Origin of the sequence: Pseudomonas fuscovaginae SE-1 (genome assembly GCF_000364705.1) — a bacterium.
Classification (GTDB): Bacteria; Pseudomonadota; Gammaproteobacteria; order Pseudomonadales; family Pseudomonadaceae; genus Aquipseudomonas; species Aquipseudomonas fuscovaginae_A.
In genome coordinates this window covers 64258-90672 of record NZ_AQOH01000312.1, presented here as the reverse complement: position 1 = coordinate 90672, position 26415 = coordinate 64258, and the positions used below count along the sequence as shown (strand labels likewise).

Below are 26415 nucleotides of genomic sequence, written 5' to 3'. Positions count from 1 at the left end.
TTTACACTGGGGTCTTTGCCATTCACTTTTCAGGAGTTGCTGGATGATCAAGTCACGTGCCGCCGTTGCCTTCGAGGCGAAGAAGCCTCTGGAAATCGTCGAAGTCGATGTCGCCATGCCCAAGGCCGGTGAAGTGCTGCTGCGTGTCGTGGCCACCGGCGTCTGTCACACCGATGCCTACACTCTGTCCGGTGCGGATCCGGAAGGTATCTTCCCGTCCATCCTCGGCCACGAGGGTGGGGCGATTGTCGAGGCGATCGGCGAGGGCGTGACCTCGGTCGCCGTCGGCGATCACGTCATCCCGCTGTACACCCCGGAATGCGGCAAGTGCAAATTCTGCCTGTCGGGCAAGACCAACCTCTGCCAGGCGATCCGCGCCACCCAGGGCAAGGGCCTGATGCCGGACGGCACTTCGCGTTTCTCCTACAAGGGTGAGACGATTTTCCATTACATGGGCACCTCGACTTTCTCCGAGTACACCGTGCTGCCGGAAATCTCCGTGGCCAAGATCGCCAAGGAAGCGCCGCTGGAGAAGGTCTGCCTGCTGGGCTGTGGCGTCACCACCGGGATCGGTGCGGTGATCAACACCGCCAAGGTCAAGGCGGGCGACACCGTGGCGATCTTCGGTCTGGGCGGCATCGGCCTGTCGGCGGTGATCGGCGCGGTGAAGGCCAAGGCCGGTCGCATCATCGCCATCGACATCAACCCGGCCAAGTTCGAGATCGCCCGGCAACTGGGCGCCACCGACTGCGTCAATCCGAAGGATTTCGATCGCCCGATCCAGGAAGTCATCGTCGACATGACCGACGGCGGCGTGGACTTCTCCTTCGAGTGCATCGGCAATGTGCAACTGATGCGTGCGGCGCTGGAGTGCTGCCACAAGGGCTGGGGCGAGTCGGTGATCATCGGCGTGGCCGGTGCCGGCCAGGAAATCGCCACCCGTCCGTTTCAACTGGTGACCGGTCGCGTCTGGCGCGGTTCGGCATTTGGTGGCGTGCGCGGTCGCAGCGAGCTGCCGAGCTATGTCGACATGGCGCAGAAGGGCGAGATTCCGCTGGATACCTTCATCACCCACACCATGGGCCTGGAGGACATCAACAAGGCGTTCGACCTGATGCATGAAGGCAAGAGCATCCGTACCGTCATCCACTTCTGATTACCCCGCAGGGGCCGGCCTCGCAGGCCGCCCCTGCAGTGCGGAGTTGTGCTTATGTCCCTGGAAAATCTCTCTTGCCAGAAGAGCTTCGGCGGCTGGCATAAACGCTATAAACACCATTCCGATGTGCTCGGTTGCGACATGGTGTTCGCCGTCTATCTGCCGCCGCAGGCCGAGCAGGGCGTGAAGTTGCCGGTGCTGTACTGGCTGTCCGGGTTGACCTGCACCGATGAAAACTTCATGCAGAAGGCCGGCGCCCAGCGCATGGCCGCGCAACTGGGGTTGATCATTGTCGCGCCGGACACCAGTCCGCGCGGCCCCGAGGTTCCCGGCGATCCCGAGAATGCCTGGGACTTCGGCCTCGGCGCCGGTTTCTACCTGAATGCCACGCAACAGCCCTGGGCTCGCCACTACCGGATGCACGATTATGTGGTGCACGAGCTGCCAGCATTGATCGAGGCGCATTTCCCCGCTTCCGACAAGCGCGGGATCAGCGGTCACTCCATGGGCGGACATGGCGCGCTGGTCTGCGCCTTGCGCAACCCCGGGCGCTACCAGTCGCTGTCGGCCTTCGCACCGATCAGCAACCCGATGGATTGCCCGTGGGGGCAGAAGGCGTTCTCGCGTTACCTGGGCGAGGAGCGTTCACGCTGGCGCGAATGGGATGCCTGCGCGCTGATCAGCGAGGCGAGCGAGAAGCTGCCGATCCTGGTGGACCAGGGCGACCGCGACGACTTCCTGGCCAATCAGCTCAAGCCCGAGGCCCTGCAGCAGTCGGCCAGGCAGGCGGGGCATCCGCTGACCCTGCGCCTGCAGCCGGGCTACGACCACAGCTACTTCTTCATCGCCAGCTTCATCGATGATCATTTGAAGCATCACAGCGAAGCTCTTAGCGGCTAATGTCGGACAAAGCAGGTAGAATCACGCCCTGACTAAATCGGGGCGTTTTTTTATGCGTATTGGCCACGGCTATGATGTTCACCGTTTCGCCGAAGGCGACTTCATCACCCTGGGCGGCGTGCGGATCGCACACCACCACGGGCTGCTGGCCAACTCCGACGGCGACGTGCTGCTGCACGCCCTGAGTGACGCACTGCTGGGCGCGGCGGCATTGGGTGACATCGGTAAACATTTCCCCGACACCGACCCGACCTACAAGGGGGCCGACAGCCGTGTGCTTCTGCGTCATGTGGTATCGCTGCTCAAGGCCCGTGGCTGGCGGGTCGGCAACGTCGACACCACCATCGTCGCCCAGGCACCGAAAATGGCGCCACATATCGAATCGATGCGGGCGCTCATCGCCGAGGATCTTGAAGTTGAGCTGGACCAAGTGAACGTGAAAGCCACCACCACTGAAAAGCTCGGTTTCACCGGGCGCGAAGAAGGCATCGCGGTGCACGCCGTCGCCTTGTTGCTGCGCGCATGACGGAACTGGAACTGCTGGGCCCCCGCGCCCATGGCGAGGCGCTGGGCCGTGCGGTACTCAAGGCTACCGCGCAAGATTTCCAGGTCGACGAAGTGCTCGACATTCCCCTGTCCGGCGATGGCGAGCACTTGTGGTTGTGGGTGGAGAAGCGCGGCCTCAACACCGAGGAGGCCGCCCGGCGCCTGGCCAAGGCGGCTGGCGTGCCACTGCGTACGGTCAGCTATGCCGGCCTGAAGGATCGCCAGGCCCTGACGCGGCAATGGTTCAGTATCCAGTTGCCGGGCAAGGCCGATCCGGACATGACGGTCGCGCAGAACGATACCCTGCACATTCTCAAGAGCGTGCGACACAGGCGCAAGCTGCAACGCGGCGCCCATTCGGCCAATGGCTTCACCTTGCGCCTGAGCCAGCTGGAGGCCGACAAGGCTGGCCTGGAGCAACGCCTCGAACAGATCAGCCGGCTGGGCATTCCCAACTACTTCGGTACCCAGCGCTTCGGCCACCAGGGCGGCAATCTTGGCGAGGCCCGCGACTATGCGTCGCGCCAGGCCTTGCCGGAGCAGCGCAACGTGCGCTCGCGGCTGCTTTCCACCGGCCGCAGCTACCTGTTCAACCAGGTACTGGCGGCACGCGTCGCCGATGGCAGTTGGAACCGCGCCCAGGTCGGCGACCTGCTGGCCTTTACCGACAGCCGCAGCTTTTTCCCGGCCAACGAGGCTGAGTGCCATGACCCGCGCCTGGCCATTCTCGACCTGCACCCGACCGGTCCGCAGTGGGGCGAGGGGCCTTCGCCGACAACTGGTGCGACCTTCGAACTGGAACAGGCGGTTGCCGCGCGCGAGCCGCAATTGTGCCAATGGCTGGCCAAGGCGGGAATGGAACACGAACGTCGCATCCTGCGGCTGCCCATTGGCGGGCTGACGTGGCATTATCCGTCGCTGGACATTCTGCAACTGGAATTCGTCCTGCCGGCCGGATGCTTCGCCACTGTTCTGGTGCGCGAGCTGGTTGATCTGGTGCCGGCGGGACAGACGGACAGCTCATGCGTATTCTGATTTCCAACGACGACGGGGTTTTCGCCCCCGGTCTCGCCGCGCTTCATGCTGCGCTGGCGGACCATGCCGAGTGCCGGGTGATTGCCCCGGACCAGGACAGGAGTGGCACCAGCAGTGCGCTGACCCTCGATCGTCCGCTGCATCCGCACACCCAGCCCAACGGCTTCATCAGCCTGAACGGCACGCCCACCGACTGTGTGCACCTGGGCGTCAATGGCCTGCTGGGCTACGAACCGGACATGGTGGTCTCGGGTATCAACCTGGGCGCCAACCTGGGCGACGACGTGCTGTATTCCGGCACGGTCGGCGCGGCGCTGGAAGGCCGTTTCCTCGGCCAGACCTCCTTCGCCTTCTCGCTCGCCTCCCATCAGGTCGACAATCTGGCCACCGCGGCGCATTTCGCCCGTCTGCTGGTGCAGGCCCATGAAGGTCTCGATCTGCCGCCGCGCACGGTGCTCAACGTCAACGTGCCGAACCTGCCGTTGGAACACATCCGCGGTATCCGGCTGACCCGTCTGGGGCACCGGGCGCGGGCGGCGGCGCCGATCCGCGACGTCAACCCGCGGGGCAAGGCCGGGTACTGGATCGCCGCGGCCGGCGATGTCGAGGATGGCGGTCCGGGTACGGACTTCCATGCGTTGATGCAGGGTTTCGTTTCGGTCACGCCGCTGCAGTTGGATCGTACCTTCAACGATGCCTTTGTCAGCCTGGGTGGCTGGCTGGAGGGGCTGGCCTGATGGCGCGCGAAAACGATTTGTTGCGGGGCGGGATCGGCATGACCTCGCAGAGAACCCGCGAGCGCCTGATTCAGCGGCTTTACGAGGAAGGGTTGTCAAACCCCCAGGTGCTGGAGGTGATCCGCCGTACGCCGCGTCATCTGTTCGTCGATGAGGCCCTGGCCCATCGGGCCTATGAAGACACCGCGCTACCGATCGGACACAACCAGACCATTTCCCAGCCCTATATGGTGGCGCGCATGAGCGAGCTGCTGCTGGAGGCCGGGCCGCTGGACAAGGTGCTGGAGATCGGTACCGGTTCCGGCTATCAGACCGCCGTGCTGTCGCAACTGGTCGAGCGAGTGTTTTCGGTGGAGCGGATCAAGGTCCTGCAGGATCGCGCCAAGGAGCGCCTGGTCGAACTCAACCTTCGCAACGTGGTGTTCCGCTGGGGGGATGGCTGGGAAGGCTGGCCGGCACTGGCACCCTACAACGGCATCATCGTCACCGCGGTTGCCACCGATGTACCCCAGGCGTTACTCGACCAACTGGCTCCCGGCGGGCGGCTGGTGATTCCGGTAGGCTCGGGGGAGGTCCAGCAACTGATGCTGATCGTGCGTGAAGAGCATGGATTTTCCCGGCATGTTCTCGGTGCCGTCCGGTTCGTTCCCTTGCTTAACGGGCCGCTGGCCTGAATCCCGGTTGTATTTGTTCAACAAGTGCGCTGAATTCTGTTGAGTGTTATCGGTCCTAGTGTCGGAACTTGCGGGGCAGCGCCTGTTTAAAGTGTGTCGACTTTCGCTGTCGAACTGTACAAGCTGCTCGCCCATGGCAGCTTTGCTGTCCGTAAAACTCCAACGGCCAGTTATACTTGCGTCACACTAGCGCCTATTGTGGGCAGTCCATATTCATTTCAGACAACATAAAGGGAGCGGCGGGTGAGTCTCACAGTCATTCGGCAGCGTATGGGTAAAACGAGCGTTCAGCGCCTGATGATCGGTCTTGCCCTCAGTGCTTTACTGGCTGGTTGCTCCAGTGCTCCCAAGAACGGTGTACGCGTTGTCGACCGCAACGGTAATGTAACTAATTCTGTCAGCGCTGCAGCGCAGCGACCGATGACCACTACTGGTCAGCATATCGTTGTACGCGGCGATACATTGTTCTCGATCGCCTTTCGCTACGGTTGGGACTGGAAAGCCCTGGCCGCGCGCAACAATATCCAGGAGCCGTATACCATCCACGTCGGTCAGGCGATTCGCTTCGACAGCCGTTCAAGTTCAACCCCGGCGGTAGCGACTTCGACCACCAGTTCGTCATCTTCGTCGTCCAGCAGGATCACCGTCACAAGGCGTCCGGCGACGGCCGCCAGCACCTCGACAGCGACGCCAGCGCCGACCGTTGCAGCCACCGCGACCCCGCCTGCGGGGCCGGCGCCGAAGGGTTGGGCATGGCCGGCAAACGGTATTTTGATTGGAAAATTTGCTTCAAACGGTAGTTTGAATAAAGGTATTGATATCGCCGGAGATTTGGGACAGCCTGTTTTAGCTGCGTCTGATGGTTCGGTTGTATACGCCGGAAGTGGGTTACGGGGCTACGGCGAACTTGTCATCATCAAACACAGCGATACCTACGTCAGTGCTTACGGTCACAACCGCAGGCTGTTGGTTCGGGAGGGGCAGCAGGTCAAAGTCGGACAGACAATTGCCGAGATGGGATCAACTGGTACAGACCGGGTGAAACTGCACTTTGAGATTCGCCGCCAGGGTAAACCCGTAGACCCACTGCAATTCCTGCCGCGTCGTTGATCCGTTTTCCAGCCTGTTCTCATGACGTAGTGGGAACAGGTTCCAGCGTTGCCAGGGATAAAGGCGCCGCTCGAGCCTGAGGTCGAACTCACCAAAGGACTATAACAATGGCTCTCAGTAAAGAAGCGCCGGGGTTTGACATCGACGATGAGGTGCTCCTTACGGACTCCGACATTGTCATGGATATGATGCCGGAGGACGATAGTTCTCCACCCCCAGTTCGTGCCAAGACCAAAAATGCTGCCGCTCTCAAGCAGCACAAATACATTGACTACACCCGGGCCCTGGATGCGACCCAGTTGTATCTCAATGAAATCGGTTTTTCCCCCTTGTTGTCCCCGGAAGAAGAAGTCCATTTTGCGCGTCTGTCGCAAAGCGGCGATCCGGCGGGCCGCAAACGCATGATCGAGAGCAACTTGCGTCTGGTGGTGAAAATTGCCCGACGTTACGTCAACCGTGGACTTTCGCTGCTGGACCTGATCGAAGAGGGCAACCTCGGGTTGATCAGGGCGGTCGAGAAATTCGATCCGGAGCGCGGTTTCCGCTTTTCGACCTATGCCACCTGGTGGATTCGCCAGACGATCGAACGGGCGATCATGAATCAGACCCGCACCATCCGTCTGCCGATCCATGTGGTCAAGGAGCTCAACGTCTACCTGCGGGCGGCCCGCGAGTTGACACAGAAGCTCGACCACGAGCCTTCTCCCGAAGAAATCGCCAACCTGCTGGAAAAACCGGTCGGGGAGGTCAAGCGCATGCTCGGCCTGAACGAACGGGTGTCCTCGGTGGACGTTTCCCTTGGCCCGGACTCGGACAAGACCCTGCTCGATACCCTGACGGATGACCGGCCGACCGACCCCTGCGAGTTGTTGCAGGACGACGATCTGTCCCAGAGCATCGACCAGTGGCTATCGGAACTGACCGACAAGCAGCGCGAGGTGGTGGTGCGGCGTTTCGGCCTGCGCGGCCACGAGAGCAGCACGCTGGAGGACGTTGGTCTGGAGATCGGCCTGACCCGCGAACGGGTACGGCAGATTCAGGTCGAGGGCCTCAAGCGCTTGCGTGAGATCCTGGAGAAGAACGGTCTGTCGAGCGAATCGCTGTTCCAGTGACGACAGGTTGATCTTGGCCAGCCGCTTTGCAAGCGGCCTTTGGTGCATGTCTGTGGGAGCGGGCTTGCCCGCGAAGCCTTTTGCGGTGCCCTCAGGGCCCTCATCGCGGGCCTCGCTCCCACAAGGTTTCATCCAGGCTCGTCTCTGCGCGAATCCGGCCCTAGCCGAGCCGGTGTGCTCACGTGAAGGAGCTTCGAGTGAGGTACGGTTGTTTCTGATCACTTGTCCGCGCCGCTTTGCCGCCAGTCATGACTCCACCCCGGCTGGGCGATCAATCGCTCGTAGAGGGTAATGTCCGATGGGTTATCCACTTCCACCCAGCCGCCTCGAATGGCCACGGCAGCGATGGGAGTGCCGCTGGCCAGGAGGCGACTGAGCAGGTTGGTCATGTCCAGCTTGTCTATCTGTTCGGCACTCAGCCCGGCGAGCAGCTCTCTGACGTGCTGCCAGCTTTCGGGGGTGAATTTCAGCAGGCCCATGTACTGACCTTCGATCTGTTGGTGATCGTCGGTGTGCCCACCAATTGCCAGCAATTGGCCGTCGGACTGGCGAAAACGCTCGGCATCGCTCAGTGGATCGTTGAAGCGCGCCGACCATAGCGACCACCAGTCCAGGTCATAGGTGATCGCCAGGGACGCGGGTGAATTGATCAGGCTCTGGATAATATCCGGGCGGTACACGATATCGCCGTAGCACACCAGCATGGGTTCGGCCGCCAGCAAGGCGTCGGCGCGCATCAGGCTGCGGACCATGTTGCTGCTGGCCCAGTGCGGATTGTACAGGCGGCCGTGGCCGTAAGGCTCCAGAGCGTCGTGGCAATAGCCGCTGACCAGATGCACCTCGCTGACTCCGGTATGGTGCAATGCCTCGAGCTGCCACTCGAGCAGCGGTTTTCCTGCCAGTACCGTCAGCGGCTTGGGTTGTGCCGCGGTGATGCTGCCCAGGCGGGACCCGCGTCCGGCGGCGAGAATAATGGCTTTCATATCGACTCACTCAAATAACCACCGGCACAACTGCCGGTCGAGTTCGCTTAAAGAGGCTTCGCGCTCGGGATGCCACATGACCCCGGCGATTTTTTCGCTGACATGCACCAGTGCCTCGCAGGCTCCCTGCTCATCAAACGCCCATGGCCGCAATGTGGCCGGTATGGGCGTGGCAAGCTGGTTGCCGTGGAAGGAGTTGACCGAACGCGGCGCTGATGGCTGGCTCAGCCAAGGTAGATCATCCGTCGTCGGCATGAGCAGATGACGCTGTGCCACATGCACACTGCGATTGGCTTCGGCCAGTTGCCCACCAAAGAACAGATGAATCAACTGCAGCCCCCGGCAGACTCCCAGCACCGGCCACTGCCGGGCGATGCAATGGGCCAACAGTGCTTTCTCGCTGGCGTCACGCAGAGGATCGCTGCCGATATCGTCGCCACCACTGAAAATTATCCCTTCGATGCCATGAGCCTGGGCATAGGCTCCGGTTTCTTCGCCCAAATTCGGTAGCAGTTGCCAGTGATGGCCAAAGCCCAGCTCGGTAAACAGCCGATACCAATCCCTGTCCAGGCTGTCACGGAGTTCGTAGTAGCTGGCGGGTGATGATTGGCGCAGGGTGATGCCGATCTTTCTCATGGGCGATGGCTTTTCATAGTGGCCTCAAGGTCTTGTCCCGACAGTCCAGTGCGATGCGCGTGCTGCGTACCAAGCGGTTGAACAATTGCTCGCCGCAGCCAATGGCCGCCGGGATGCTGAACTCGGCACAGCGTATCGCCATGTGGGAATTGGCGCCGCCATATTGCGTGACCAGCCCGGCAATACCGCGGGTGAAGACCCAGTCATAGCCGGGGTCGGCGTTTTCGATGCATATGATGCGGCCTTGCAGAGAGATTGATGCCGGAGAGTCCTGCCTGAGCTGAATGCCCGGGGCTTCGATGGCTTTCTGGGTAATAAAATTGGGCAAGCTGCGATGCAGTGGCACGACAAAGACGTCGTCGATACCACCGATCAGATGGCCGAGCTTCAACGATATACCTTGTTCATAGCTGTTGCGTGCCTGGGTTGCACGCTCGAGCAGGACCCGGTCGAGATCGTCCATCAATGGCACACTGAGGGTCTCGAGCATGTCGTCGATCTTCAGGAATGACAGGTCTTCGCGTGCCAAGCCGACCTCGCCGCCCCAACTGACAAGCAACTGCAGGGCGTCCGACAGGTCTCGGGTAAATACCAGCTTGGCGTATTCCCGAGCCTGAATAGCCTGGCTGGCGTAGCTCAGCAATTGCTCTGTCGATATTGGCCATCCTTGTTCGTCCAGTAACTGCTGCAGCGCCCGACGCTCGTGTGGTTGCAATTGGAATGTTTCAGTCTGGGCGCTGGCGTCGAATTGTTGCACCGGATCGCTGGCGAACAGGTCATCGCGTTCGTCGTAGCGCAACGAAGTGATTTCATAGGTGCCTGGGCGCAGGTGGCCGAACTTCTCCAGGAACTGCGGCCGCGGTGCAGCCTGGTTGCAGACGGCGGCGTAGTCGCTGGTCAGTTCGGTGGTGACGGTCGCGATGGACTGCTTCCAGGCTTGCAGGCGTTCGGCGCTCAAGGCGCCGCGCCGATTGGCCGAGCGCAGCAAGGCTTCGGCTATGAAACAATGACGGGCCAGTACTGCGAACTGCAAAGTGCCGTGTTCACGACAGTCATGCAGCAGACTGTTGATGTTCTCCACAGTCGCGCTTTGCTGACCGGTACGTGAGAGTTGTTGGCTCTCTCTGGCTCGGATTTCGGCCAGCGCCTGTGACAAGGATCCCGGTCCCTGGCTGGTTATGGCGTTGTATGTCAATTCACCAAGCGAGTGACGATAGACCGCGTATTCATCCCGGGTCAGCACCTCGCCATAACGAGCAGCGAAATCGCTGTCGAAGGTGAAGTCCAGGCAGGTGGGGACGATTTCGAACTCCACTTTGTCGTGCCATTCAGGATTGGCGTGCAGCCGGGCCAGCCAGGCGTTGACCAGTTTTTCGCAGAGTGCCGGGGCAAGGCCCGCGGGCAGGAATGAATTGAAGCTGCAGCGCACGTCGATGTACGGGTGATGGCCTAGAGTCACCATCAACACATGGCGCTTCGGTGAGTAATAACCCATCAGGCTGCGTGCTTCACGCCACGTCGAATCGGTGACCAGCAGTCGATACAGTGATGCCGCCAGTGGTCGCGCAGTGGTGCCGATGATTTCCGCCGGGTTCCAGTCCGGCATGACCCCAAGCACGGTACTTGTCCCATACAGTCCATTTTGCGGAGCCAGACGCTGAGTCAGAAAGCTGCGTACATGCTGGAGTTGGCGAGCAACGCGACGTTCGATGACCGGGTGCCAGGTATTGCTCAGGGTGATGCGCCGTACTTGCAGCACATACACCTGGTGATTGCGGTCCACGGCGAATTCGATATCCAGTGGCACCTGACCACAAAGCGCCTCCAGTTCGCGACAGGCATCCAGAACCGCTTGGATTCGGGAAGAACGTACCAGCTCGCGATCGGTGTCGCGGTAGACCAGCACGGTTTTCTGAATACCGATGCCTCCGGTGATAGTGTCAGTCAGGCCGCTTTCATCATCGTAATTGAGCACGTAGTACGGAGCACCGTGCTCCAGGTCATAGGTCATGACCACGCCGCTCATCTGCAGATCCTTGAGCATTGGCTGTATCAACACCTGATTGCCATCGGTCTGGTGCCCGGCGAACGAGGCTATCACTTGTTCGACAGCCGCGCTCAGTTCTCCGGTCATCGTTGTCGAAACATTCAGGCGACTGGTGAACGCTCCGGCCATGGAACTGGCCGCGCCGTCTTCGTTTTTGGCACTGCTTCGAACGATTACGCTGCCGCCGTGCTCCATCCGGTCAATGGGGGCCAAGGCTCCGGTCGGGTCGCGTTGCCAGTCGGCGACGGTGAAGTAATGCAGTGGCAGTATCTGTGAATTGCGAAGCAAGGGTTGCAAGCGCTTGAGGGTTTCGGATTTGGTGCCGAACTCAATACTCATGGCTGTTTCTCTTGTTGGTCTACGGCGAGCAACGCTAGATGTTTGAGCAAGGGATGGATGATGAAGTAGGGCGGCGTCTGCGCCTGCGACTGCTCTTGAGTCAAGGGCTTGAGGCTGGCCGGGTCCCGGCGCCAGCCGCTCAGCACTTGTACCAGCAGATCGGCGCGGATGGTGTTGTCGTAGACGTAGTCCACATCCAGCCCGGCAGGCGGTAGCGGATAGACCTTGCGCGCCAGTACCGGGCCGGTGTCTATGGATTCATCCAGCAAGAGAGCACTGGCGGCGCACTGGCGTTGTTCAAGGATCTGATAATAGATTGTTGTACTGCCACGGTAGTCCGGCAACCAGCCTGAATGGATATGCAGCACCGGATAGCATTTGAGCAGGGCGGCAGGCACCAACTGGCCGCCGTAGCCGGAATAGACCAGCAGGCCCGGATTGGCCATTTTGACGCAGGCGAGCAAGACCGGGTCGTCCAGGGCGTCGGCCGCGCAGATTACATGAGGCCAGCCCAGGCGCTCCAGGCAAGTACTCACGTCTTCCTTGAGGTCTGGCAGAAACAGGCCATCGGCTTGCGTGGCCTGCCAGGCGCGGTTGGTGTGAGGCGTGCTGTTGGATTGGCCGTAGACCAGCACCTGATCGGGCACGATGCCTGCTGCATGCAGAGCTTGCAGATAGGTGACCGAGCGGGCTGTGCGCGCGCACAGCAAGACCAGGTCCGGTGAACTCATGTACTCAACTCCGTAATCAAATGTTGTTCGTTAGCAAGAATCCAGGCCAGGTAAGCGGCCTGGTCCTTGTCGAGCCGGGCCCTTTGCGAGATCAGGGTATCGTTGAGCTTGAGCAGGGCGTTGAGGTAATAACCGGCACTTGTCGAGCGCCAGCCATGAATCATGCATTCGGCCAGCAGCAGGTAGGGTGTCAGTGCAAGGAAGCCACTACCGGGCAGAGCCCGGTGAGGTGAGACCCGTTCATAGCCGGTGTGCAGGCGCTTGCTGACTTCGAACTTTTTCAGCAAGCGCGGCAGCCAGTATTGGCCTTGGGCATCGTCGGTCAGGGGCTTGGCGCGCAGAGTCAGGCAGATCTGTTCAAGCAGGCCGCTTACCTCGGTGACCGAAGCGCGGGCGGATGCATTCAGTGCGGGCAGTGCGGGCAAAGGCAGCTCCGCGCAGACGGCCTGGCGCGACTCACGCCAGGCCTGGACAAAAACATCGCCTTGAAACTCGGTATAGCGATAGGTCTGCGGATTGCTCAGCAGATCGCCATCGCTGTAGGGATAATTCCGGTTCATGAAGCGTACCCGCTGATCTGCAGAATCTGCGCCACATAGCCAGGCAGGTCCTCTGGCAACTGGCTGTTGTGCAACACCAGGTCCGGCGCTGCGGGTGGCCGGTACTCTATATCCATGCCGACCACGTTGACCTGTTCTCCGCGCAGGGCAGATTGATAGAGACCCTTGTCATCGCGCTCAATGAGGGTGTCGAGCGGCACGTCGACAAACACTTCCCGGTATTTGGAAAAGCGCTGGCGGTTGTCATCGCTGATGTCCTGAAACATCGAAAGAATGCAGCACACAACATCAATGCCCTGGCTGTCCAGCCAGGCGCACAAGGCTTGGATGCGCTCGGCGTTGACCCGGCGCCCCGCCAGGCTATATGCGTCAGCATGCTGATCATGGCGAAACAACGTCCTGATTTCATCGCCATCGACGAACACGGTCTGCGGCCGATTCTGTTTCAGGCTGGCGTACAGGGCTCGCCCAATCGTTGTTTTGCCAGCCCCGGACAGACCGACTAGCCAGATGACCATGGCCTTTATCCTTGTTTTAGTAAGGTTTCGATATTGCACAAAGCCATGACGGCCATCTCGGCAGAAAACCCGTAGCTGTTGACGAAATATTTATGCCGCAAACCTTGGCGAGTCTTGGCTTGAGCTGCCCATAACGACTCATCGGCGAACAGGGCGGGCAGGTTCCAGCGATCTTGTTCGTCGATATTGACGATCTCCTCGCGCAGCAGAATATCTGGCGAGTCATCACCGGTATGGGCATCTTTTTCCGCGTCTGGAACGTTCAGCAATAAAAGGTTCTTGTCCAGGTACAGCGCACCGAACGCTGTACCACCATAGTCTGCCACTACGTAGTCGGCACAGCGGAACAGGTTCAGATTGTCATAGACCGTGACGATCACCGCCGTGAAGTGATAGAGGTCGAGAATAGCCAGAACCTCGGGTTCGGCTTCTACCGATAGCGGGTGTGTCTTGACGATGACATTGTAATCGCGGCACAGAGCGGACATGGCATCGGCATAAAGCCTGATCGACGACAGCTCCATCCAGGTGGGCAACCAGAGCACGGTCTTTTTTGCCGGATCCAGGGTCAACCCCGGTGGCGATACGCCTAGCCGCGCGGGTTCGCGGAAGTACTCGTCATACCGCGGGTAGCCCATCTGGAACGTTACTGCATTGCAACATTGCTTCAGGCGCTCAGCCTGCCAAGGACCGAAACAGAGGATCAGATCGTAGTCGTTGTTCCAGTTGGAAAAGTTGTGCTTTGCCTTTCCCAGGGCGTACATGAAGCGTACACGACGATGACCGAGTACATGGATGATCGGCTGATCCATGTGGTGATACATGCTCAGGTTGGATACGACGATGTCGTAGCGGTACCCGGACGCGATCACCGTTTCGCTGTTGAAGCAGCGGTAGCCGGCAGCACTGGCCAGCGCCAGGGTGTTCGCCCGTTCGTTGTCGGTGCCGTGCAAGACAATGTCGAAGGCCTCGCTTCCCAGCAGTCGCCATACCGCCTGGTAATGGTTGAATATTTCGGCGGCGTGTATAAAAAAAGCGACTTGCGCGAAATCCTTATTTTTCATGGATTGTTTCCTGACGAGCAGAGAACTGATTCAGAGCGTCTATCACGTAGTCCTGTTGCGCTTCACCAAGGGTGGGGTAAATGGGACGTGATAGCGTGCGCTCACAGAGGCCCGCAGCGATCATGGCAGAACTCAATGCCAAGTCTGCATAAGGTCTGTGCCGGGGAATTGGCAGCGGATAGTGGATGTCGGTTTGAACGCCGTGGTGCGTCAGGCGCTTTTTGAGCGCATCACGCCCAGGGCGCTCGATCACGAACAGATGCCATCCATGGGCTGCTCGCGCAGTCCCTTTGGGCAACCTGGTCAGGGTATGGTCGATTCGGTTCGGGTAAGGCTCGGCAAGGGGCATCCGTTCTGGCATCGGCGCCAGCTGGCCGTACAGGTGTATAGGCGGCAGGCCCCGTGTCTTGCTGTGATTCATGGTTTTTTTGAGCAGCAACTGCCCGTTTTTTTGCTGGTTGTTGTCCAGGAGGCCGAGCGCGCCATGGTGACCACGTTGGCCTCCATGAAAGTCGATCCCGCTCGAACGGGTACCCAAAAACATGAAGTGTGATTTTTTTGTTTTGCCGCTACCGCCATACATGACCTCTTGGCAGTAGTACTACCCTGCGTCAAAAAAAAGCCGGATAAGTCTCGCCGTATACGCCCTGATTCAATGTGATGCAGAGATTATGCCACTTGTGCCGAGGCTGGCAGGTTCTCATAGGCCCGGTGGCTGACGTGACTCTTCTTGTTGACGCCCTGCCGGGCCTTGAGCGTGCCCACGCCGGGCAGGCATTCGCGGGTTGCCCGCGAACCGGGCCCGTGTGTCCTACGCCAGATGCAGGTGGTTGTCCCAGAGCCCCGCAGGCAAGTCCAGGGGTTTGGCTGTCAGTTCCTGCTGGCGGCAATCATAGAAGCGGCAGCGGCCCTGGCCGGAAGTGACCACGAAGCCGTCGGGCACCGCGCCTACACCGGCACAGTCGAGCAGGTGGGCATCCAGGCGCAGTTGGCCGCTGTCCAGCTCCCAGATGAAGAATCGGTTGCCTCGTGGCGCGGTCAACGCCACCAGGCGCAGCGCGCTGTGCACCGCGACGCTGGCGGTGTAGTGCCCCATCGCCTGCAACTGCTGCTCGGCGACCGGAAAGGCAGCGAAGGGTTGCCCGGGGCGCTTGATCGCGAGCAATTCGGACGGCTCGTGGGACGGCCCCATGAACTGCTGGCCGGCGACGATGGTGCCGTCGGCGGCCACCCCCAGGTGACGGATACTGTTCATCGGCTGGGCCAGGGTTTCCTTGCTCAGCAGGGTGCCGTCACGCTGCACCAGCACCAGGCTCGGCTCCATCGCATCGAGGTTCATGTCCACCCGGCTTTCGGCTTCGGTACGGATACCGCCGTTGGCGACGATCAGGGTTTCGCCATCGGGCATCCACGAGACCTGGTGCGGGCCGATGCCGTGGGTGGGAATTTCGCCTGCATGAACCAGGCGCTCACCGTCGAACCGGTAGACGCCGAGCAGACCTCGCCCCGGATCGCGGGTGTCGTTTTCGGTGGCATACAGCCAGTCGCCGCTCTTGTGGATCACCGCATGGCCGTAGAAGTGCCGATTCGGTTGCGAGACGAGGGTCTGCAGCAGGCGTCCGTCGCGCAGGTCGATCAGGTAGCTCTCCGTGCCGGGGCGGCGGGCGATGAACACCGCCAGCGGCAGCGACGGATGGTTGATGATGTCGTGGCAACGCTGGCTGACCCGGGTCGCGAAGACCTTCTGGCCGTCGAGTCGATAGCCCACGGCATAGTGTCCGCCGTCGCTGTCGTCGCGGGCAGAGAGCAGCAGCGGGCTGCTGCCTTTGTGGCGGAACAGGGTCCAGCCGCCCAGCGTGATCGCGCTGAGCAGCAGGCTACCCAAGGTCAGGACCTGGCGTCGCAGCATCATCAGTCACCGTCGTTGGCATTGAAGCCCAGTTGGATACCCAGCGCCTTGGCCAGTTCGCCTTCGTGCAGGCGATGGACGACGTTGAGGCTGTCATAGAGGTCGTTGAGCTGCTGGCGACCGGCGTCGTCACCGAGCATCTCGGTCAGCGAGCGCTGGTTGCTGGCGAACAGCTCGAGGGACGCGGCATAGGCGGCATCGATCTTGTCGGCCAACGGCTTCTGCTCGGCCGGCAGCAGGCCGCGCAGGCCCTTGTTGTCGACCCCGACCCAGACGGTGCGGGCGGCCGCCAGGCTGGCTTCCAGGCCCTGCAGCGACGACTGGCTGCGCCAGGCATCGGCCTGAAACGGTTGGGCAATGCCCTTGGCCTGGCGGCCCATCGGCGTGCCGAGCTTCTTCTTCAGGGTGTCCAGCGCGGTGACCTGGACCCGCAGCAGGTCGGCGATGGCCTCGTGGGAGTCGGCGTAGCGCTGGTTCGGGAACTTGCTCAGCTGCGCGAGCATGCCGTCGTTGCTGTTCCAGCGCGACAGGATCTCTTCGGCCAGGGTCTTCTGGCGTTCGCCGATGGCCGTCAGCAGCGGGCAGTAGCGGGCTTTCTGGGCGCTGTCAGCCATGTCGATCTTGCTGTCGAACAGGATGTATTCGTAGGCCGACAAGCCCTGGACCACCACGCTGGACTTGGCCAGGGTGGCGGCATCGATCTGCGGCTGGGCGCTGACCAGTTGCTCGACCTGGCGGCCGACCAGGTTCTTCTTGTCCGGCCAGAACTGCACCTGCCAGGAGCGGTTGCCCTCGGCCAGCGGCCCGATCAGCAACGGTTGCAGTTCGGCCCAGGCTTTCTGGGCATGGAGAAAGTCGGCGCGGGCGGTGTCCAGGCTGGCCTTGCTCTCGCAGAAGGCCAGGGCGCTGACTGCCAGTTGGCGGTCGGCTTCGACCCAGCGGTTGTAGGTCGGCAGGATCACCTGCTTGGCGATGGCCGCCGAGGTGATGGCCTGCGGGTCCTGCGGCGAGCAGGCGCCGATGGCGAGCGCGGCGAGGCTGGTGAACAATAGTTTGGGGCGGAACATGTCCAGGTCCTCTGGTTAAGGATTTCTTATAGCGAATTCAGGAAAGCCAGCAAGGCGGCGCGCTGCTCGGCATTGAACGACAGGACGCGCTGCTGTGCCGGCAGGGCTTCACCGCCGTGCCAGAGCACGGCTTCGAGCAGGTTGCGGGCACGGCCGTCATGCAGGAACCTTGTGTGACCGCTGACCGTTCCGGTCAGGCCGATGCCCCACAAAGGGGGCGTGCGCCAGTCGCTGCCGCCGGCCAGGAACTCGGTGCGGTTGTCCGCCAGCCCGGGGCCCATGTCATGCAGCAACAGATCACTGTAGGGGCGGATCACCTGGCTGGCCAGTTCCGGTTCGGCGGCTGTGGCCGAGGTGGTGAACTGCGGGGTATGGCAGCTCTGGCAGCCAGCCTGGTGGAACAGCCGCTTGCCGGCCAGTACCTGTTGCGCGCCGACGTCACGACGGGCCGGCACCGCCAGGTTGCGGGTGTAGAACAGCACCAGGCGCAGGATGTTGTCGCTGACCTCCTGTTCGCCGTCGGCGCCATTGCCGTTGGGGGCGTTGCGGCAGGCGGTCTGGGTCGTGGTGCAGTCATCGAAGGGCCGCAGTGTCGTGGTGAGGCCCATGTCACCCGAAAAGGCGTGAACGTTTTGTTGATTGAGGTTGGGTTGCCCGGCCTTCCAGCCAAAGCGGCCCAGCACCGTCTTGCCCTGGGCGTCGTCCCAGACCCGGTTCGGCCGGCCGGCGATGCCGTCACGCCGCTGAGCTTTCGCGTTGGCGAGAATCGCGTCCTCGGGGATCGCTTCCAGCAGGCCCAGGCCGATCATCGGCGGCGCGACACGGGCGGAAAAGCGCGTATCCGGGTGCATCGGGCCGTAGCCCAACTGACTGATCAGCAGGCGAGGCTTGCGCAGTTCGACTTCGGTGCCGTCCTTGAAGCGTACCGGCACGGGATCGTATTCGACACGTACCTTGCCTTCCGGCGCGACGCCGGGAATGGCCATGTCCTGCAACTGGCCGCCATAGACCGGCTCGGGCACCACGCCCTGCTGCTCGATCAACTGCGCATGGGCCGGGGCATTGGGGATCGACAGGCGCACCAGCATCGAGACGGCGTTGTCCGAGCCGGCTTCCGGTGGATGGCCGCGCCCGTCCCGGATGTGACAATTCTGGCAGGCATTGGTGTTGAACAGCGGGCCCAGGCCGTCACGGGCGGTGGTGGTCGACGGGGCGATCACCCAGGGGCTGCGAAAGAAACTGTTGCCGACACTGAAGTCCAGGCGGCGACTTGGCGAGAGATTGGCGGCCGGTGCCGAAAAGGCACTGCGATCGCTCCTGTTCACCGTGGTCTCGCCGCCGGAGCGTGCCTCGCCGGGCTCGGGCGCGGTAAAGCGCGCAGCGTCATCGCAGGCACTCAGAAGCAGAGCCAGGAGTAACGACGACAGGCGAAGCGGTGATGAAGGCATGGGCATGGAAACAGGGTTCGGGACAGGGCGCGAATCTTATCGGGCCGGGGCTGGGCAAGCGTTTGCCCAGATCAGTAAATATTGTGCTGAGCCAGTCGTTATCTGTAACGGGACCGCCCGTTCGCGGCTGGTCGGTTCGCTTGTGGCGAGTGGGCTTGCCCACGCTCGGCTGCAACGCAGCCGTAAATCGGTTATCGCGTTCTTCCTGATGCAGCGCGATCTTCGATACTGGGGCCGCGAGGCGGCCCAGCGTGGGCAAGCCCACTCACCACAGGGATATCCGTCTACAGGGCCGTCCCTCTGTTCAAGAGGGACGGCCTGGCTGGTGATCAGAACTCGTGGTCGGCGTTGTCTGGGTTCAGGTCGCTGATGCCCAGCTTGGCGGCAGCCTGTTCGATCGAACCGGTCTGCTTGACCAGCGCGGCGATGGCGTCGCGTACGATCTTGTTGCCCGCATCGTTGCCGGCGGCGATCAACTGGTCGTAGTGCTCGCCCTTGTTGGCATGGTCGACCATGACCTGGATTTTCGCTTCGGTGCTTTCCAGATCGTTCTTGAGCGCGGTATCGGCAGCCGGGTCGACCTTCGCCACCAGCGACGACAGGCTCGGGCCGGTCAGCTTGGTGCCGTCGGTGCGGGTGTACTCGCCCAAGTAGACGTTGCGGATGCCCTTGGCATCGTAGAAGTGCGAGTTGTGAGTGTTGTCGCTGAAGCAGTCCTGTTCGTCTTCCGGCGAGTTGGCTTCCAGGGACACTTTCATCCGCTCGCCCGCCAGTTCGCCGAGCGACAGGCTGCCCATGCCGAACAGCATCTTGCGCAGGCCGCTTTCGGCTGGCTCGGCTTCCAGGCTGGCGCGATAGTTGTCGGCCACGTTCGGCTTCCAGTTGCCGACCATTTCCTCCAGGTCGCTGACCAGCAGTTGGGTCACGGCCTTCAGGTAGGCGCGCCGCCGATCGTTGTGACCACCGGTGGCGCCGGCACCTTCGAGGTAGTCCGAAGCCGGACGGTTGCCCGCGCCCGGGCCGGTGCCGTTGAGGTCCTGGCCCCACAGGAGGAATTCGATGGCGTGATAGCCGGTGGCGACGTTGGCTTCGGAGCCGCCCAGTTCGTTCAGGCTGGCGAGTTTTTCCGGGGTGATCTCGGCCACGTCGATCTTGTCCTCGCCAACCTGGATCTGCTTGTTGGCGATGATGTTGGCGCTGGCACCCGGGTTGCCCAGGGTGTGCTCGTAGGAGGCGTCGACGTAGTCGATCAGGCCTTCGTCCAGCGGCCAGGCGTTCACCTGGCCTTCCCAGTCGTCGATGATGGTGTTGCCGAAGCGGAACACTTCGCTCTGCAGGTAAGGCACGCGCGCGGCGACCCAGGCGGCCTTGGCGGCCTCGAGGGTTTGCGCGTTCGGCTTGGCGAGGAACGCGTCGATGGCCTGCTGCAGGGTCTTCGCGGTGGATTCGGCATCGCTGTACACGGCGAACACCAGGTCGGCGTAGTGCGTGACCACGGCCTTGCCGGCCGCCTCGTCAACCTTGCCGGCAGCGTCGCTGGCAGGTGTGGCCGGAGCGCTGGCGGCCGGTGTCGGCGCGGCGGCTGCGGTTTTTTCCTTGTCCTTGTCGCCACAGCCGGCGAGGGCGATGGCAAGGGCCAACAGGCTGGCGGTGGCCAGAGGCATGCGAATCATGGCGGGTATCCTGCTTCGAGAGGTTGGACGAGTGCGCGCGGGGAAGCGCAAAACCGACACATAATGCGAAAGATATGCATTTTGTGTAAAGGATTAGTCTTTGAAATATTTACTAATAATCTGTTGATTGATTACCGCTGGGTATATGCGTAAGGCGGTGATTACTGGAGCATCGCCGCGTTGCTGCGCTGGGCCTGCTTGAGATAGGCGCCCAGTTCGCGGGCCGGCAGTGGCTTGCTGTAGTGATAGCCCTGGCCCTCATGACAGCCTTCGGCAATGATGTAGGCCTCCTGCTCGACGGTTTCCACGCCCTCGGCGATCACCTGCATGCCGAGGCTCTTGCCCAACTGGATGATCGCCCGGACGATGGTCGCATCGTCGTCGTCCTCCAGCAGGTCCTGGACGAAGCTCTTGTCGATCTTGATCTTGTCCAGCGGCAGGCTCTTTAGGTAGCTCAGCGACGAATAGCCGGTACCGAAGTCGTCGATGGCGATCAGCGCGCCGGAACGGCGAAGGCTCAGCAGGTGCTGGGCAGCGGTGCTGATGTCTTCCATCAGGCCGGTTTCGGTGACCTCCAGTTCGAGGCTGCGTGGCGGCAGGCGGTACATCTGCAGCAGGTTGTTGACCACCCGCGGCAGCTCGGCGTGGTGCAGTTGCACGGTGGACAGATTGACCGCCATGCGCAGGTCGCTGAAGCCCAGGTCGTGCCATTCGCGCAGTTGGCGGCAGGCCTGGTCCAGCACCCACTCGCCGATGGCGATGATCGTGCCGTTCTGTTCGGCCAGCGGGATGAACTGGTCCGGCGGGACCAGGCCGTGTTCCGGATGCTGCCAGCGGATCAATGCCTCGACGCCGACCACCCGGTGGTCGCGATAGCTGATCTGGGGCTGGTAGACCAGATAGAACTGGTTGCGGTCGAGGGCTTCGCGCAGATCCTTTTCCAGCTCGCGGCGGCGGCGCATCTCGCTGTCGACGCTGGCGATATAGAACTGATAGCGGTTGCGCGAGCGGCTCTTGGCCAGGGTCATGGTCTGTTCGGCTTTCTGCAGCAGCTTCTCGGTGCTGTCGCCATCTTCCGGAAACAGGGTGATGCCGATGGTCGCGCGCAGGCGGATTTCCTGATGGTCGAGGGCGAAGGGCGCTTCCAGGTCGTCGAGAATGCTTTGCGCCAGCTCGGCGGCCTCGTAGGGCTGTTCGATATCGGCCTGGACCAGGGAGAACTGATCGCCCCCCAGGCGTGCGAGGGCTCCGAGACGGCCGCTGTGGGCGCGCAGGCGGTCGGCCAGGGCCAGCAGCAACTGGTCGCCGGTCTGGTAGCCGAACTGTTCGTTTATGCCCTTGAAGTCGTCGAGGCCGACCACCAGCACCGCGACCCGGCGCTGCAGGCGGCCGGCGTCGATCAGGATCTTGTCCAGTTGCTGTTGCAGTTGCAGGCGGTTCGGCAGGCCGGTGAGGAAATCGTACTGGGACATGCGCAGCAGGCTGTTTTCCGCCTCGTGACGCAGGTGGGTGTTGCGCTCGATCGAGGCCAGCAACTGGTTGGCGGTATTGATCCAGATCCCCAGTTCGTTGGTTTCGTGGCCCCTGAGCAGTGGCAACTGATTCGCCGCCGGGCGATCCGGGTTGATGTTGCTCAGGTGCTCGATGATCCGCGACAGTGGTTTGGTCAATAGCCAGTGGTAGACCAGATACAGCACCAGTGCCATCAACAGGGCCCGCAATACGCCGGAGATGAAGATGATCACCGAACTGATGATGAAGCTCTGGCCATAGGTGGCGGTATCGAGGGTGATGCTCAGGTCGCCGTAGTATTCGCTGTAGGGGCCACGGCCGACCAGTTGGGTGGTGAAGGTGCGTTCCTGGCCGAGGATCAGGTCGGTAAGCCAGCGGCTGGAGGAAGTCTGCAGGTCGCGGGACTTCTCCGCGAGCATGGTTTCGTTGGGATGACCGATGGAGGCCATGCGCACGGATTGATCCTGGAACAGGCCCTCGATCACCTGCATGCCCATTTCCCGATCAAGGCTGTAGACGGCCTGGGTCGAGGGGTCGCGGAACATGTCGAGGATCCGCTGGGCGTCGCTGGCGACCGCCTGGCGGGTCTTGTAGGCGTCGAACACGATTTGCGCGCAGCTCAGTACCACGCCGACAATCAATGCCGACAACAGCACGACCCGGAGCAACTTCACCGACAAGCTGTTCTTGAGTTCCAGCTTCAAAGGGCTATTCCTTGTTCCGTGCAGGTAGCATCAAGTTGCCATGAGTATTGGCAATCCGGCCCCGGCAGTCAAAGGGACAATGTGGCGGGGGATGATCGGTACGTATGCTTGACCAAAACGCGGTTTCCGTCCCTTTGGGTTCATCAGGTACTGTGTCGGTAGGGGAGCGGTCCAACTTGAGGGCACATCCTTCAATTTAGCTGACTTGGCGCGAGTCGGCTCAGTCGTTTCGGCAATGGCGCGCAAGGCGATGGCCTTTTCGCCGGCAAGCCCGCCTACGCCTGCGATCTGTAGGCGCCGGGCTCGTCCATGAAAGCCTGCTCTCGTTGTCTGCACCCAGCCCTCAAGCCTGGTTCGCTCAGGCATTCGTCCAGGCATAAAAAAACCCGACAAGTCGGGTTTTTTTGAAGGTGGGCTTCAGTCTCAAGCGGTGAAGGTCTTGCCTTCGAACTGCTCGGCGACGAATTTCCAGTTCACCAGGTTCCAGAACGCCTCGACATACTTTGGACGCACGTTGCGGTAGTCGATGTAGTAGGCGTGTTCCCAGACGTCGCAGGTCAGCAGCGGGGTGTCGCCGCTGGTCAGCGGGTTGCCGGCGCCGATGGTGCTGGCCAGGGCCAGGGAGCCGTCAGCCTTCTTCACCAGCCAGCCCCAGCCGGAGCCGAAGGTGCCGACGGAAGTCTTGGTGAACTCTTCCTTGAACTTGTCGAACGAACCGAAGGCGGCGTTGATCGCGTCGGCCAGGGCACCGGTAGGCTGACCGCCGGCGTTTGGCGCCAGGCAGTTCCAGTAGAAGGTGTGGTTCCAGACTTGAGCGGCGTTGTTGAAGATGCCACCCGACGAAGTCTTGACGATCTCTTCCAGAGTCTTGCCTTCGAACTCGGTGCCTGGCACCAGGTTGTTCAGGTTCACGACATAGGTGTTGTGGTGCTTGTCGTGGTGGAACTCCAGGGTTTCCTTGGAGATGTGCGGCTGCAGGGCATCGTGTGCGTAGGGCAGCGGCGGCAATTCGAAAGCCATGGTTATTCTCCTAATCAGGTCAGTTGCGGGGAGCGCAAGGCCGATCACGGGCGGCCCGACAATGCGCCGTGGAGTTTTTACCCCTTGCGGCGCAGGTCTCCGATCATAGCACCGGGGTAGCGGCTTAACCACGCAACAACTGTGTGGGATAAAGGTTCCAGAGCCTTTTGTCCCGTTACCCGGCCGCAATCAGTTGCGCCGCCACGCCGAACATCATCGCCGCCACCAGCAGGTCGAGGACGCGCCAGGTTGCCGGGCGCGCCAGCCAGGGCGCCAGCCACGCAGCGCCCAGGGCCAGGGTGAAGAACCACAGCAGCGAAGCGCTGGCGGCACCGACGACGTAGGCCCCGGGTTCGCTCTGCTGGGCACCGAGGGAGCCGATCAGCAGCACGGTATCGAGGTACACATGCGGGTTGAGCAGGGTCACCGCCAGAGCGCTGAGCAGCACGGCGCGCAACGAGCGTACGCTCTGGCCCTCGCCCTGCTGCAGGCTCTGCCGCGAGCAGGCGCGGCGCAGGGCCTGGCCGCCATACCAGATCAGGAACGCGGCACCGCCCCAGCGGGCGACGGCCAGCAGCGTCGGGTTATGGGCCAGCACGGTGGCCAGGCCGAACACACCGGCCGCCACGAGGATCGCGTCACAGGCGACGCACAGCGCGGCGACCGGCAGGTGATGTTCGCGGCGCAGGCTCTGGGCCAGGACAAAGGCGTTCTGGGTACCGATCGCCATGATCAGCCCGGCGGCCACCAGCAGGCCGTTCACATAACTCTGCCACATGTTGAGGGTGCTCCTCGTTGGTGAATCCTGGCGCGCATTCTCCGGCGCTATCCTGTATAAGAAAAATCAATATTGGTGATCGCTCATTAGGAAAGCTGATGTTCGACTACAAGTTGCTTTCCGCTCTGGCCGCCGTGGTCGAGCAGGCCGGCTTCGATCGCGCGGCGCAGGTGCTGGGGTTGTCGCAGTCGGCGGTGTCGCAGCGGATCAAACTGCTTGAGGCACGGGTCGGTCAGCCGGTGCTGGTGCGGGCCACGCCGCCGAGTCCGACCGAAATCGGCCGGCGCCTGCTCAACCATGTGCAGCAGGTGCGCCTGCTCGAACGCGATCTGCAGGGCCAGCTCCCGGCGCTGGATGAGGAGGGGCAGCCGGAGCGCCTGCGCATCGCACTGAACGCCGACAGCCTGGCGACCTGGTGGGCGCAGGCGATAGGGGATTTCTGCGTCGCCAATCATCTGTTGCTGGAGCTGGTGGTGGAAGACCAGACCGTTGGCCTCAAGCGCATGCGTGCCGGCGAGGTGGCGGCCTGTCTCTGTGCCAGCGAACGCCCGGTAGCCGGTGCACGCAGCCTGCTGCTGGGCGCCATGCGCTATCGGGCGTTGGCCACACCGGCCTTCATGGACCGGCATTTCCCTGGCGGGGTCGATGTCCACTCGCTCGCTCGGGCGCCGGCGCTGGTGTTCGGTCCGGATGACCTGTTGCAACATCGCTATCTTGCCGCGCTGGGGGTAGAGGGCGGTTTCGAACATCATCTGTGCCCCTCATCCGAGGGTTTTCTACGCATGAGTGAGGCCGGCCTGGGCTGGGGCCTGGTGCCTGAATTGCAAGTCCGTGAGCATCTGGCCCATGGGCAATTGGTGGAATTGATTGTGGATCGGCCGGTCGATGTGCCGTTGTACTGGCATCATTGGCGCAACGGCGGCCAGTTGCTGGGGCGCCTCACGGAGCACCTGGCACGCTCGGCCGCACAGTGGCTGGTGCCTCTGGCGTGATCGACAGCGTTTAAGTAGCAGGCAACACGAATCAAGGTATTTGGAGACGACATGAAAATTCTGGTCACCGGCGCGAGCGGCTTTATCGGCGGGCGCTTTGCCCGTTGCGCCCTGGAGCAGGGCTATGCGGTGCGGGTCAACGGCCGCCGGGCCGAGGGCGTCGAGCATCTGGTGCGCCGGGGGGCCGAGTTCGTCCAGGGCGACCTGAGTGATCCGCAATTGGTACGCGAGCTGTGCCGGGACGTCGAGGCGGTGGTGCATTGCGCCGGTGCCGTGGGGCTGTGGGGGCGCTACCAGGAATTTCATCAGGGCAATGTGCTGGTCACCGAGAATGTCGTTGAAGCCTGTCTCAAGGAACAGGTGCGACGCCTGGTGCATCTTTCTTCTCCGTCGGTGTATTTCGACGGCCGTTCGCACCTGGGGCTGACCGAGGAGCAGGTGCCCAGGCGTTTCCGGCATCCCTACGCGGCCACCAAGTTTCTCGCCGAGCAGAAGGTCTTCGGTGCCCAGGAGTTCGGCCTGGAAGTGCTCGCCCTGCGGCCGCGTTTCGTCACCGGCGCCGGCGACATGAGCATCTTCCCGCGGCTGTTGAGGATGCAGCGCAAGGGCCGCCTGGCGATCGTCGGCAACGGCCTGAACAAGGTCGACTTCACCAGTGTGCAGAACCTCAACGAGGCACTGCTGAGTTGCCTGCAGGCCAGCGGTTCGGCGCTGGGCAAGGTCTACAACATCAGCAACGGCACGCCGGTGCCGTTGTGGGATGTGGTCAACTACGTGATGCGCCAGATGCAGGTGCCACAGGTGACGCGCTACCGTTCCTATGGCCTGGCTTACAGCGTTGCGGCGCTCAATGAGGCGGTCTGCGCGCTGTGGCCGGGGCGCCCTGAGCCGACCCTGTCGCGACTCGGGATGCAGGTGATGAACAAGGATTTCACCCTGGACATCAGCCGTGCACGGCATTATCTGGGGTACGCGCCCAAAGTCAGCCTGTGGGCCGCGCTGGACGAGTTCTGCCACTGGTGGCAGGCCCAGGAGTCGGCTGGCCGCTGAAACATTCGATAACCGATGCTGAACCGAATGCCCGGTTAAGAGTCGATCAGAGCGGCGGGCAACGGGTTTATACTCGGGCATTTCGCCATCAACCTGGTTCGGAAAGGTTCTTTC

The 26415-nt window shown here is 62.0% G+C and carries 25 protein-coding genes; 10 read left to right on the top strand and 15 right to left on the bottom strand.

What is annotated here, in order from left to right; genetic code table 11:
• Window positions 1–43: 43 nt before the first annotated feature.
• The 8 genes from K675_RS0125265 (at window position 44) to rpoS (ending at window position 7270) form a co-directional block, all read left to right on the top strand.
• Entirely contained in the window at window positions 44–1156 is a 1113-nt protein-coding gene (locus tag K675_RS0125265; RefSeq protein WP_017906252.1) for an S-(hydroxymethyl)glutathione dehydrogenase/class III alcohol dehydrogenase, read from the top strand.
• A gap of 48 nt (window positions 1157–1204) precedes the next feature.
• Entirely contained in the window at window positions 1205–2056 is an 852-nt protein-coding gene (fghA, locus tag K675_RS0125260; protein ID WP_198291679.1) for an S-formylglutathione hydrolase, read from the top strand.
• Between the two features lie 52 nt (window positions 2057–2108).
• A complete protein-coding gene (gene ispF, locus K675_RS0125255; protein ID WP_017906250.1) occupies window positions 2109–2582 on the top strand; it encodes a 2-C-methyl-D-erythritol 2,4-cyclodiphosphate synthase in 474 nt (157 codons plus the stop codon).
• Window positions 2579–3637, top strand: coding sequence for a tRNA pseudouridine(13) synthase TruD (gene truD / locus K675_RS0125250; RefSeq protein WP_017906249.1), 1059 nt, complete (start codon window positions 2579–2581; stop codon window positions 3635–3637). The genes ispF and truD overlap by 4 nt, the downstream gene beginning before the upstream one ends.
• Window positions 3625–4374: a 5'/3'-nucleotidase SurE gene (surE, locus tag K675_RS0125245; RefSeq protein WP_017906248.1), complete on the top strand. Its 750-nt coding sequence runs from the start codon at window positions 3625–3627 to the stop codon at window positions 4372–4374. Before truD ends, surE begins: the two co-directional genes overlap by 13 nt.
• 38 nt (window positions 4375–4412) lie before the next feature.
• Entirely contained in the window at window positions 4413–5048 is a 636-nt protein-coding gene (locus K675_RS0125240; RefSeq protein WP_193394187.1) for a protein-L-isoaspartate(D-aspartate) O-methyltransferase, read from the top strand.
• A 243-nt stretch (window positions 5049–5291) separates the two neighbouring features.
• On the top strand, window positions 5292–6158 hold the full coding sequence (locus K675_RS32555) for a peptidoglycan DD-metalloendopeptidase family protein (protein WP_037007172.1): 867 nt from the start codon (window positions 5292–5294) through the stop codon (window positions 6156–6158).
• 107 nt (window positions 6159–6265) lie between these two features.
• Window positions 6266–7270 carry an RNA polymerase sigma factor RpoS gene (rpoS, locus tag K675_RS0125230; RefSeq protein WP_017906245.1) on the top strand — a complete coding sequence of 335 codons (1005 nt, stop codon included), beginning with the start codon at window positions 6266–6268 and terminating at the stop codon, window positions 7268–7270.
• Window positions 7271–7488: 218 nt separating this feature from the next.
• Here the strand turns inward: rpoS and K675_RS0125225 are convergent, their stop codons facing one another.
• The 15 genes from K675_RS0125225 to K675_RS0125155 all read right to left on the bottom strand — a co-directional run bounded on the left by K675_RS0125225 (window position 7489) and on the right by K675_RS0125155 (window position 24259).
• Window positions 7489–8253 carry a phosphocholine cytidylyltransferase family protein gene (locus K675_RS0125225; RefSeq protein ID WP_017906244.1) on the bottom strand — a complete coding sequence of 255 codons (765 nt, stop codon included), beginning with the start codon at window positions 8251–8253 and terminating at the stop codon, window positions 7489–7491.
• Between the two features lie 6 nt (window positions 8254–8259).
• Window positions 8260–8889 (bottom strand): gamma-glutamyl-gamma-aminobutyrate hydrolase family protein, encoded by a 630-nt coding sequence (locus tag K675_RS0125220; protein ID WP_017906243.1) that lies wholly within the window; start codon window positions 8887–8889, stop codon window positions 8260–8262.
• A 13-nt stretch (window positions 8890–8902) separates the two neighbouring features.
• Window positions 8903–11275: a PEP-utilizing enzyme gene (locus K675_RS0125215; protein ID WP_017906242.1), complete on the bottom strand. Its 2373-nt coding sequence runs from the start codon at window positions 11273–11275 to the stop codon at window positions 8903–8905.
• Window positions 11272–12006 carry a formyltransferase family protein gene (locus K675_RS0125210; RefSeq protein ID WP_017906241.1) on the bottom strand — a complete coding sequence of 245 codons (735 nt, stop codon included), beginning with the start codon at window positions 12004–12006 and terminating at the stop codon, window positions 11272–11274. Before K675_RS0125210 ends, K675_RS0125215 begins: the two co-directional genes overlap by 4 nt.
• Window positions 12003–12566: a hypothetical protein gene (locus K675_RS0125205; RefSeq protein WP_017906240.1), complete on the bottom strand. Its 564-nt coding sequence runs from the start codon at window positions 12564–12566 to the stop codon at window positions 12003–12005. The genes K675_RS0125210 and K675_RS0125205 overlap by 4 nt, the downstream gene beginning before the upstream one ends.
• Window positions 12563–13084, bottom strand: coding sequence for an adenylyl-sulfate kinase (locus K675_RS0125200; protein ID WP_017906239.1), 522 nt, complete (start codon window positions 13082–13084; stop codon window positions 12563–12565). The genes K675_RS0125205 and K675_RS0125200 overlap by 4 nt, the downstream gene beginning before the upstream one ends.
• Window positions 13085–13089: 5 nt before the next feature.
• Entirely contained in the window at window positions 13090–14148 is a 1059-nt protein-coding gene (locus K675_RS0125195) for a CDP-glycerol glycerophosphotransferase family protein (RefSeq protein WP_017906238.1), read from the bottom strand.
• Window positions 14138–14731 (bottom strand): DegT/DnrJ/EryC1/StrS family aminotransferase, encoded by a 594-nt coding sequence (locus K675_RS32550; protein WP_080635400.1) that lies wholly within the window; start codon window positions 14729–14731, stop codon window positions 14138–14140. The genes K675_RS0125195 and K675_RS32550 overlap by 11 nt, the downstream gene beginning before the upstream one ends.
• A 228-nt stretch (window positions 14732–14959) precedes the next feature.
• Window positions 14960–16057, bottom strand: coding sequence for a DUF1513 domain-containing protein (locus tag K675_RS0125185; RefSeq protein ID WP_026145525.1), 1098 nt, complete (start codon window positions 16055–16057; stop codon window positions 14960–14962).
• A gap of 2 nt (window positions 16058–16059) precedes the next feature.
• Window positions 16060–17124: an imelysin family protein gene (locus K675_RS0125180; RefSeq protein WP_017906235.1), complete on the bottom strand. Its 1065-nt coding sequence runs from the start codon at window positions 17122–17124 to the stop codon at window positions 16060–16062.
• A 26-nt stretch (window positions 17125–17150) separates the two neighbouring features.
• Complete coding sequence (locus tag K675_RS0125175) at window positions 17151–18572, bottom strand: di-heme oxidoredictase family protein (protein ID WP_017906234.1); 1422 nt, start codon at window positions 18570–18572, stop codon at window positions 17151–17153.
• A 329-nt stretch (window positions 18573–18901) separates the two neighbouring features.
• Complete coding sequence (locus K675_RS0125170; protein WP_017906233.1) at window positions 18902–20245, bottom strand: imelysin family protein; 1344 nt, start codon at window positions 20243–20245, stop codon at window positions 18902–18904.
• 161 nt (window positions 20246–20406) lie between these two features.
• Window positions 20407–22461, bottom strand: a complete 2055-nt coding sequence (locus K675_RS0125165) for a putative bifunctional diguanylate cyclase/phosphodiesterase (RefSeq protein WP_017906232.1) — start codon at window positions 22459–22461, stop codon at window positions 20407–20409.
• A gap of 423 nt (window positions 22462–22884) precedes the next feature.
• The gene (locus K675_RS0125160) at window positions 22885–23481 is read right to left on the bottom strand and encodes a superoxide dismutase (protein ID WP_017906231.1); all 597 of its coding nucleotides are present in this window, start codon (window positions 23479–23481) and stop codon (window positions 22885–22887) included.
• Window positions 23482–23656: 175 nt separating this feature from the next.
• Window positions 23657–24259, bottom strand: a complete 603-nt coding sequence (locus tag K675_RS0125155) for a LysE/ArgO family amino acid transporter (protein WP_017906230.1) — start codon at window positions 24257–24259, stop codon at window positions 23657–23659.
• A 98-nt stretch (window positions 24260–24357) separates the two neighbouring features.
• Here K675_RS0125155 and K675_RS0125150 point away from each other — a divergent pair, with 98 nt between their 5' ends.
• A complete protein-coding gene (locus K675_RS0125150; protein WP_017906229.1) occupies window positions 24358–25251 on the top strand; it encodes a LysR family transcriptional regulator ArgP in 894 nt (297 codons plus the stop codon).
• Window positions 25252–25302: 51 nt separating this feature from the next.
• Complete coding sequence (locus tag K675_RS0125145; protein WP_017906228.1) at window positions 25303–26301, top strand: NAD-dependent epimerase/dehydratase family protein; 999 nt, start codon at window positions 25303–25305, stop codon at window positions 26299–26301.
• The last annotated feature ends 114 nt before the right edge of the window (window positions 26302–26415 follow it).

Excerpts from the sequence above, each read along its gene's own strand:
- K675_RS0125185 (WP_026145525.1), bottom strand. The coding sequence starts at position 16,057 with ATGCTGCGACGCCAGGTCCTGACCTTGGGTAGCCTGCTGCTCAGCGCG.
- rpoS (WP_017906245.1), top strand. The coding sequence starts at position 6,266 with ATGGCTCTCAGTAAAGAAGCGCCGGGGTTTGACATCGACGATGAGGTG.
- truD (WP_017906249.1), top strand. The coding sequence starts at position 2,579 with ATGACGGAACTGGAACTGCTGGGCCCCCGCGCCCATGGCGAGGCGCTG.
- K675_RS0125180 (WP_017906235.1), bottom strand. The coding sequence starts at position 17,124 with ATGTTCCGCCCCAAACTATTGTTCACCAGCCTCGCCGCGCTCGCCATC.
- K675_RS0125240 (WP_193394187.1), top strand. The coding sequence starts at position 4,413 with ATGACCTCGCAGAGAACCCGCGAGCGCCTGATTCAGCGGCTTTACGAG.
- K675_RS0125195 (WP_017906238.1), bottom strand. The coding sequence starts at position 14,148 with ATGAAAAATAAGGATTTCGCGCAAGTCGCTTTTTTTATACACGCCGCC.
- K675_RS0125145 (WP_017906228.1), top strand. The coding sequence starts at position 25,303 with ATGAAAATTCTGGTCACCGGCGCGAGCGGCTTTATCGGCGGGCGCTTT.
- surE (WP_017906248.1), top strand. The coding sequence starts at position 3,625 with ATGCGTATTCTGATTTCCAACGACGACGGGGTTTTCGCCCCCGGTCTC.
- K675_RS0125210 (WP_017906241.1), bottom strand. The coding sequence starts at position 12,006 with ATGAGTTCACCGGACCTGGTCTTGCTGTGCGCGCGCACAGCCCGCTCG.
- K675_RS0125200 (WP_017906239.1), bottom strand. The coding sequence starts at position 13,084 with ATGGTCATCTGGCTAGTCGGTCTGTCCGGGGCTGGCAAAACAACGATT.
- K675_RS0125225 (WP_017906244.1), bottom strand. The coding sequence starts at position 8,253 with ATGAAAGCCATTATTCTCGCCGCCGGACGCGGGTCCCGCCTGGGCAGC.
- K675_RS0125220 (WP_017906243.1), bottom strand. The coding sequence starts at position 8,889 with ATGAGAAAGATCGGCATCACCCTGCGCCAATCATCACCCGCCAGCTAC.
- ispF (WP_017906250.1), top strand. The coding sequence starts at position 2,109 with ATGCGTATTGGCCACGGCTATGATGTTCACCGTTTCGCCGAAGGCGAC.
- K675_RS0125265 (WP_017906252.1), top strand. The coding sequence starts at position 44 with ATGATCAAGTCACGTGCCGCCGTTGCCTTCGAGGCGAAGAAGCCTCTG.
- K675_RS32550 (WP_080635400.1), bottom strand. The coding sequence starts at position 14,731 with ATGTATGGCGGTAGCGGCAAAACAAAAAAATCACACTTCATGTTTTTG.
- K675_RS0125160 (WP_017906231.1), bottom strand. The coding sequence starts at position 23,481 with ATGGCTTTCGAATTGCCGCCGCTGCCCTACGCACACGATGCCCTGCAG.
- K675_RS0125155 (WP_017906230.1), bottom strand. The coding sequence starts at position 24,259 with ATGTGGCAGAGTTATGTGAACGGCCTGCTGGTGGCCGCCGGGCTGATC.
- K675_RS0125215 (WP_017906242.1), bottom strand. The coding sequence starts at position 11,275 with ATGAGTATTGAGTTCGGCACCAAATCCGAAACCCTCAAGCGCTTGCAA.
- K675_RS0125170 (WP_017906233.1), bottom strand. The coding sequence starts at position 20,245 with ATGATTCGCATGCCTCTGGCCACCGCCAGCCTGTTGGCCCTTGCCATC.
- K675_RS0125205 (WP_017906240.1), bottom strand. The coding sequence starts at position 12,566 with ATGAACCGGAATTATCCCTACAGCGATGGCGATCTGCTGAGCAATCCG.
- K675_RS0125150 (WP_017906229.1), top strand. The coding sequence starts at position 24,358 with ATGTTCGACTACAAGTTGCTTTCCGCTCTGGCCGCCGTGGTCGAGCAG.
- K675_RS0125175 (WP_017906234.1), bottom strand. The coding sequence starts at position 18,572 with ATGCCTTCATCACCGCTTCGCCTGTCGTCGTTACTCCTGGCTCTGCTT.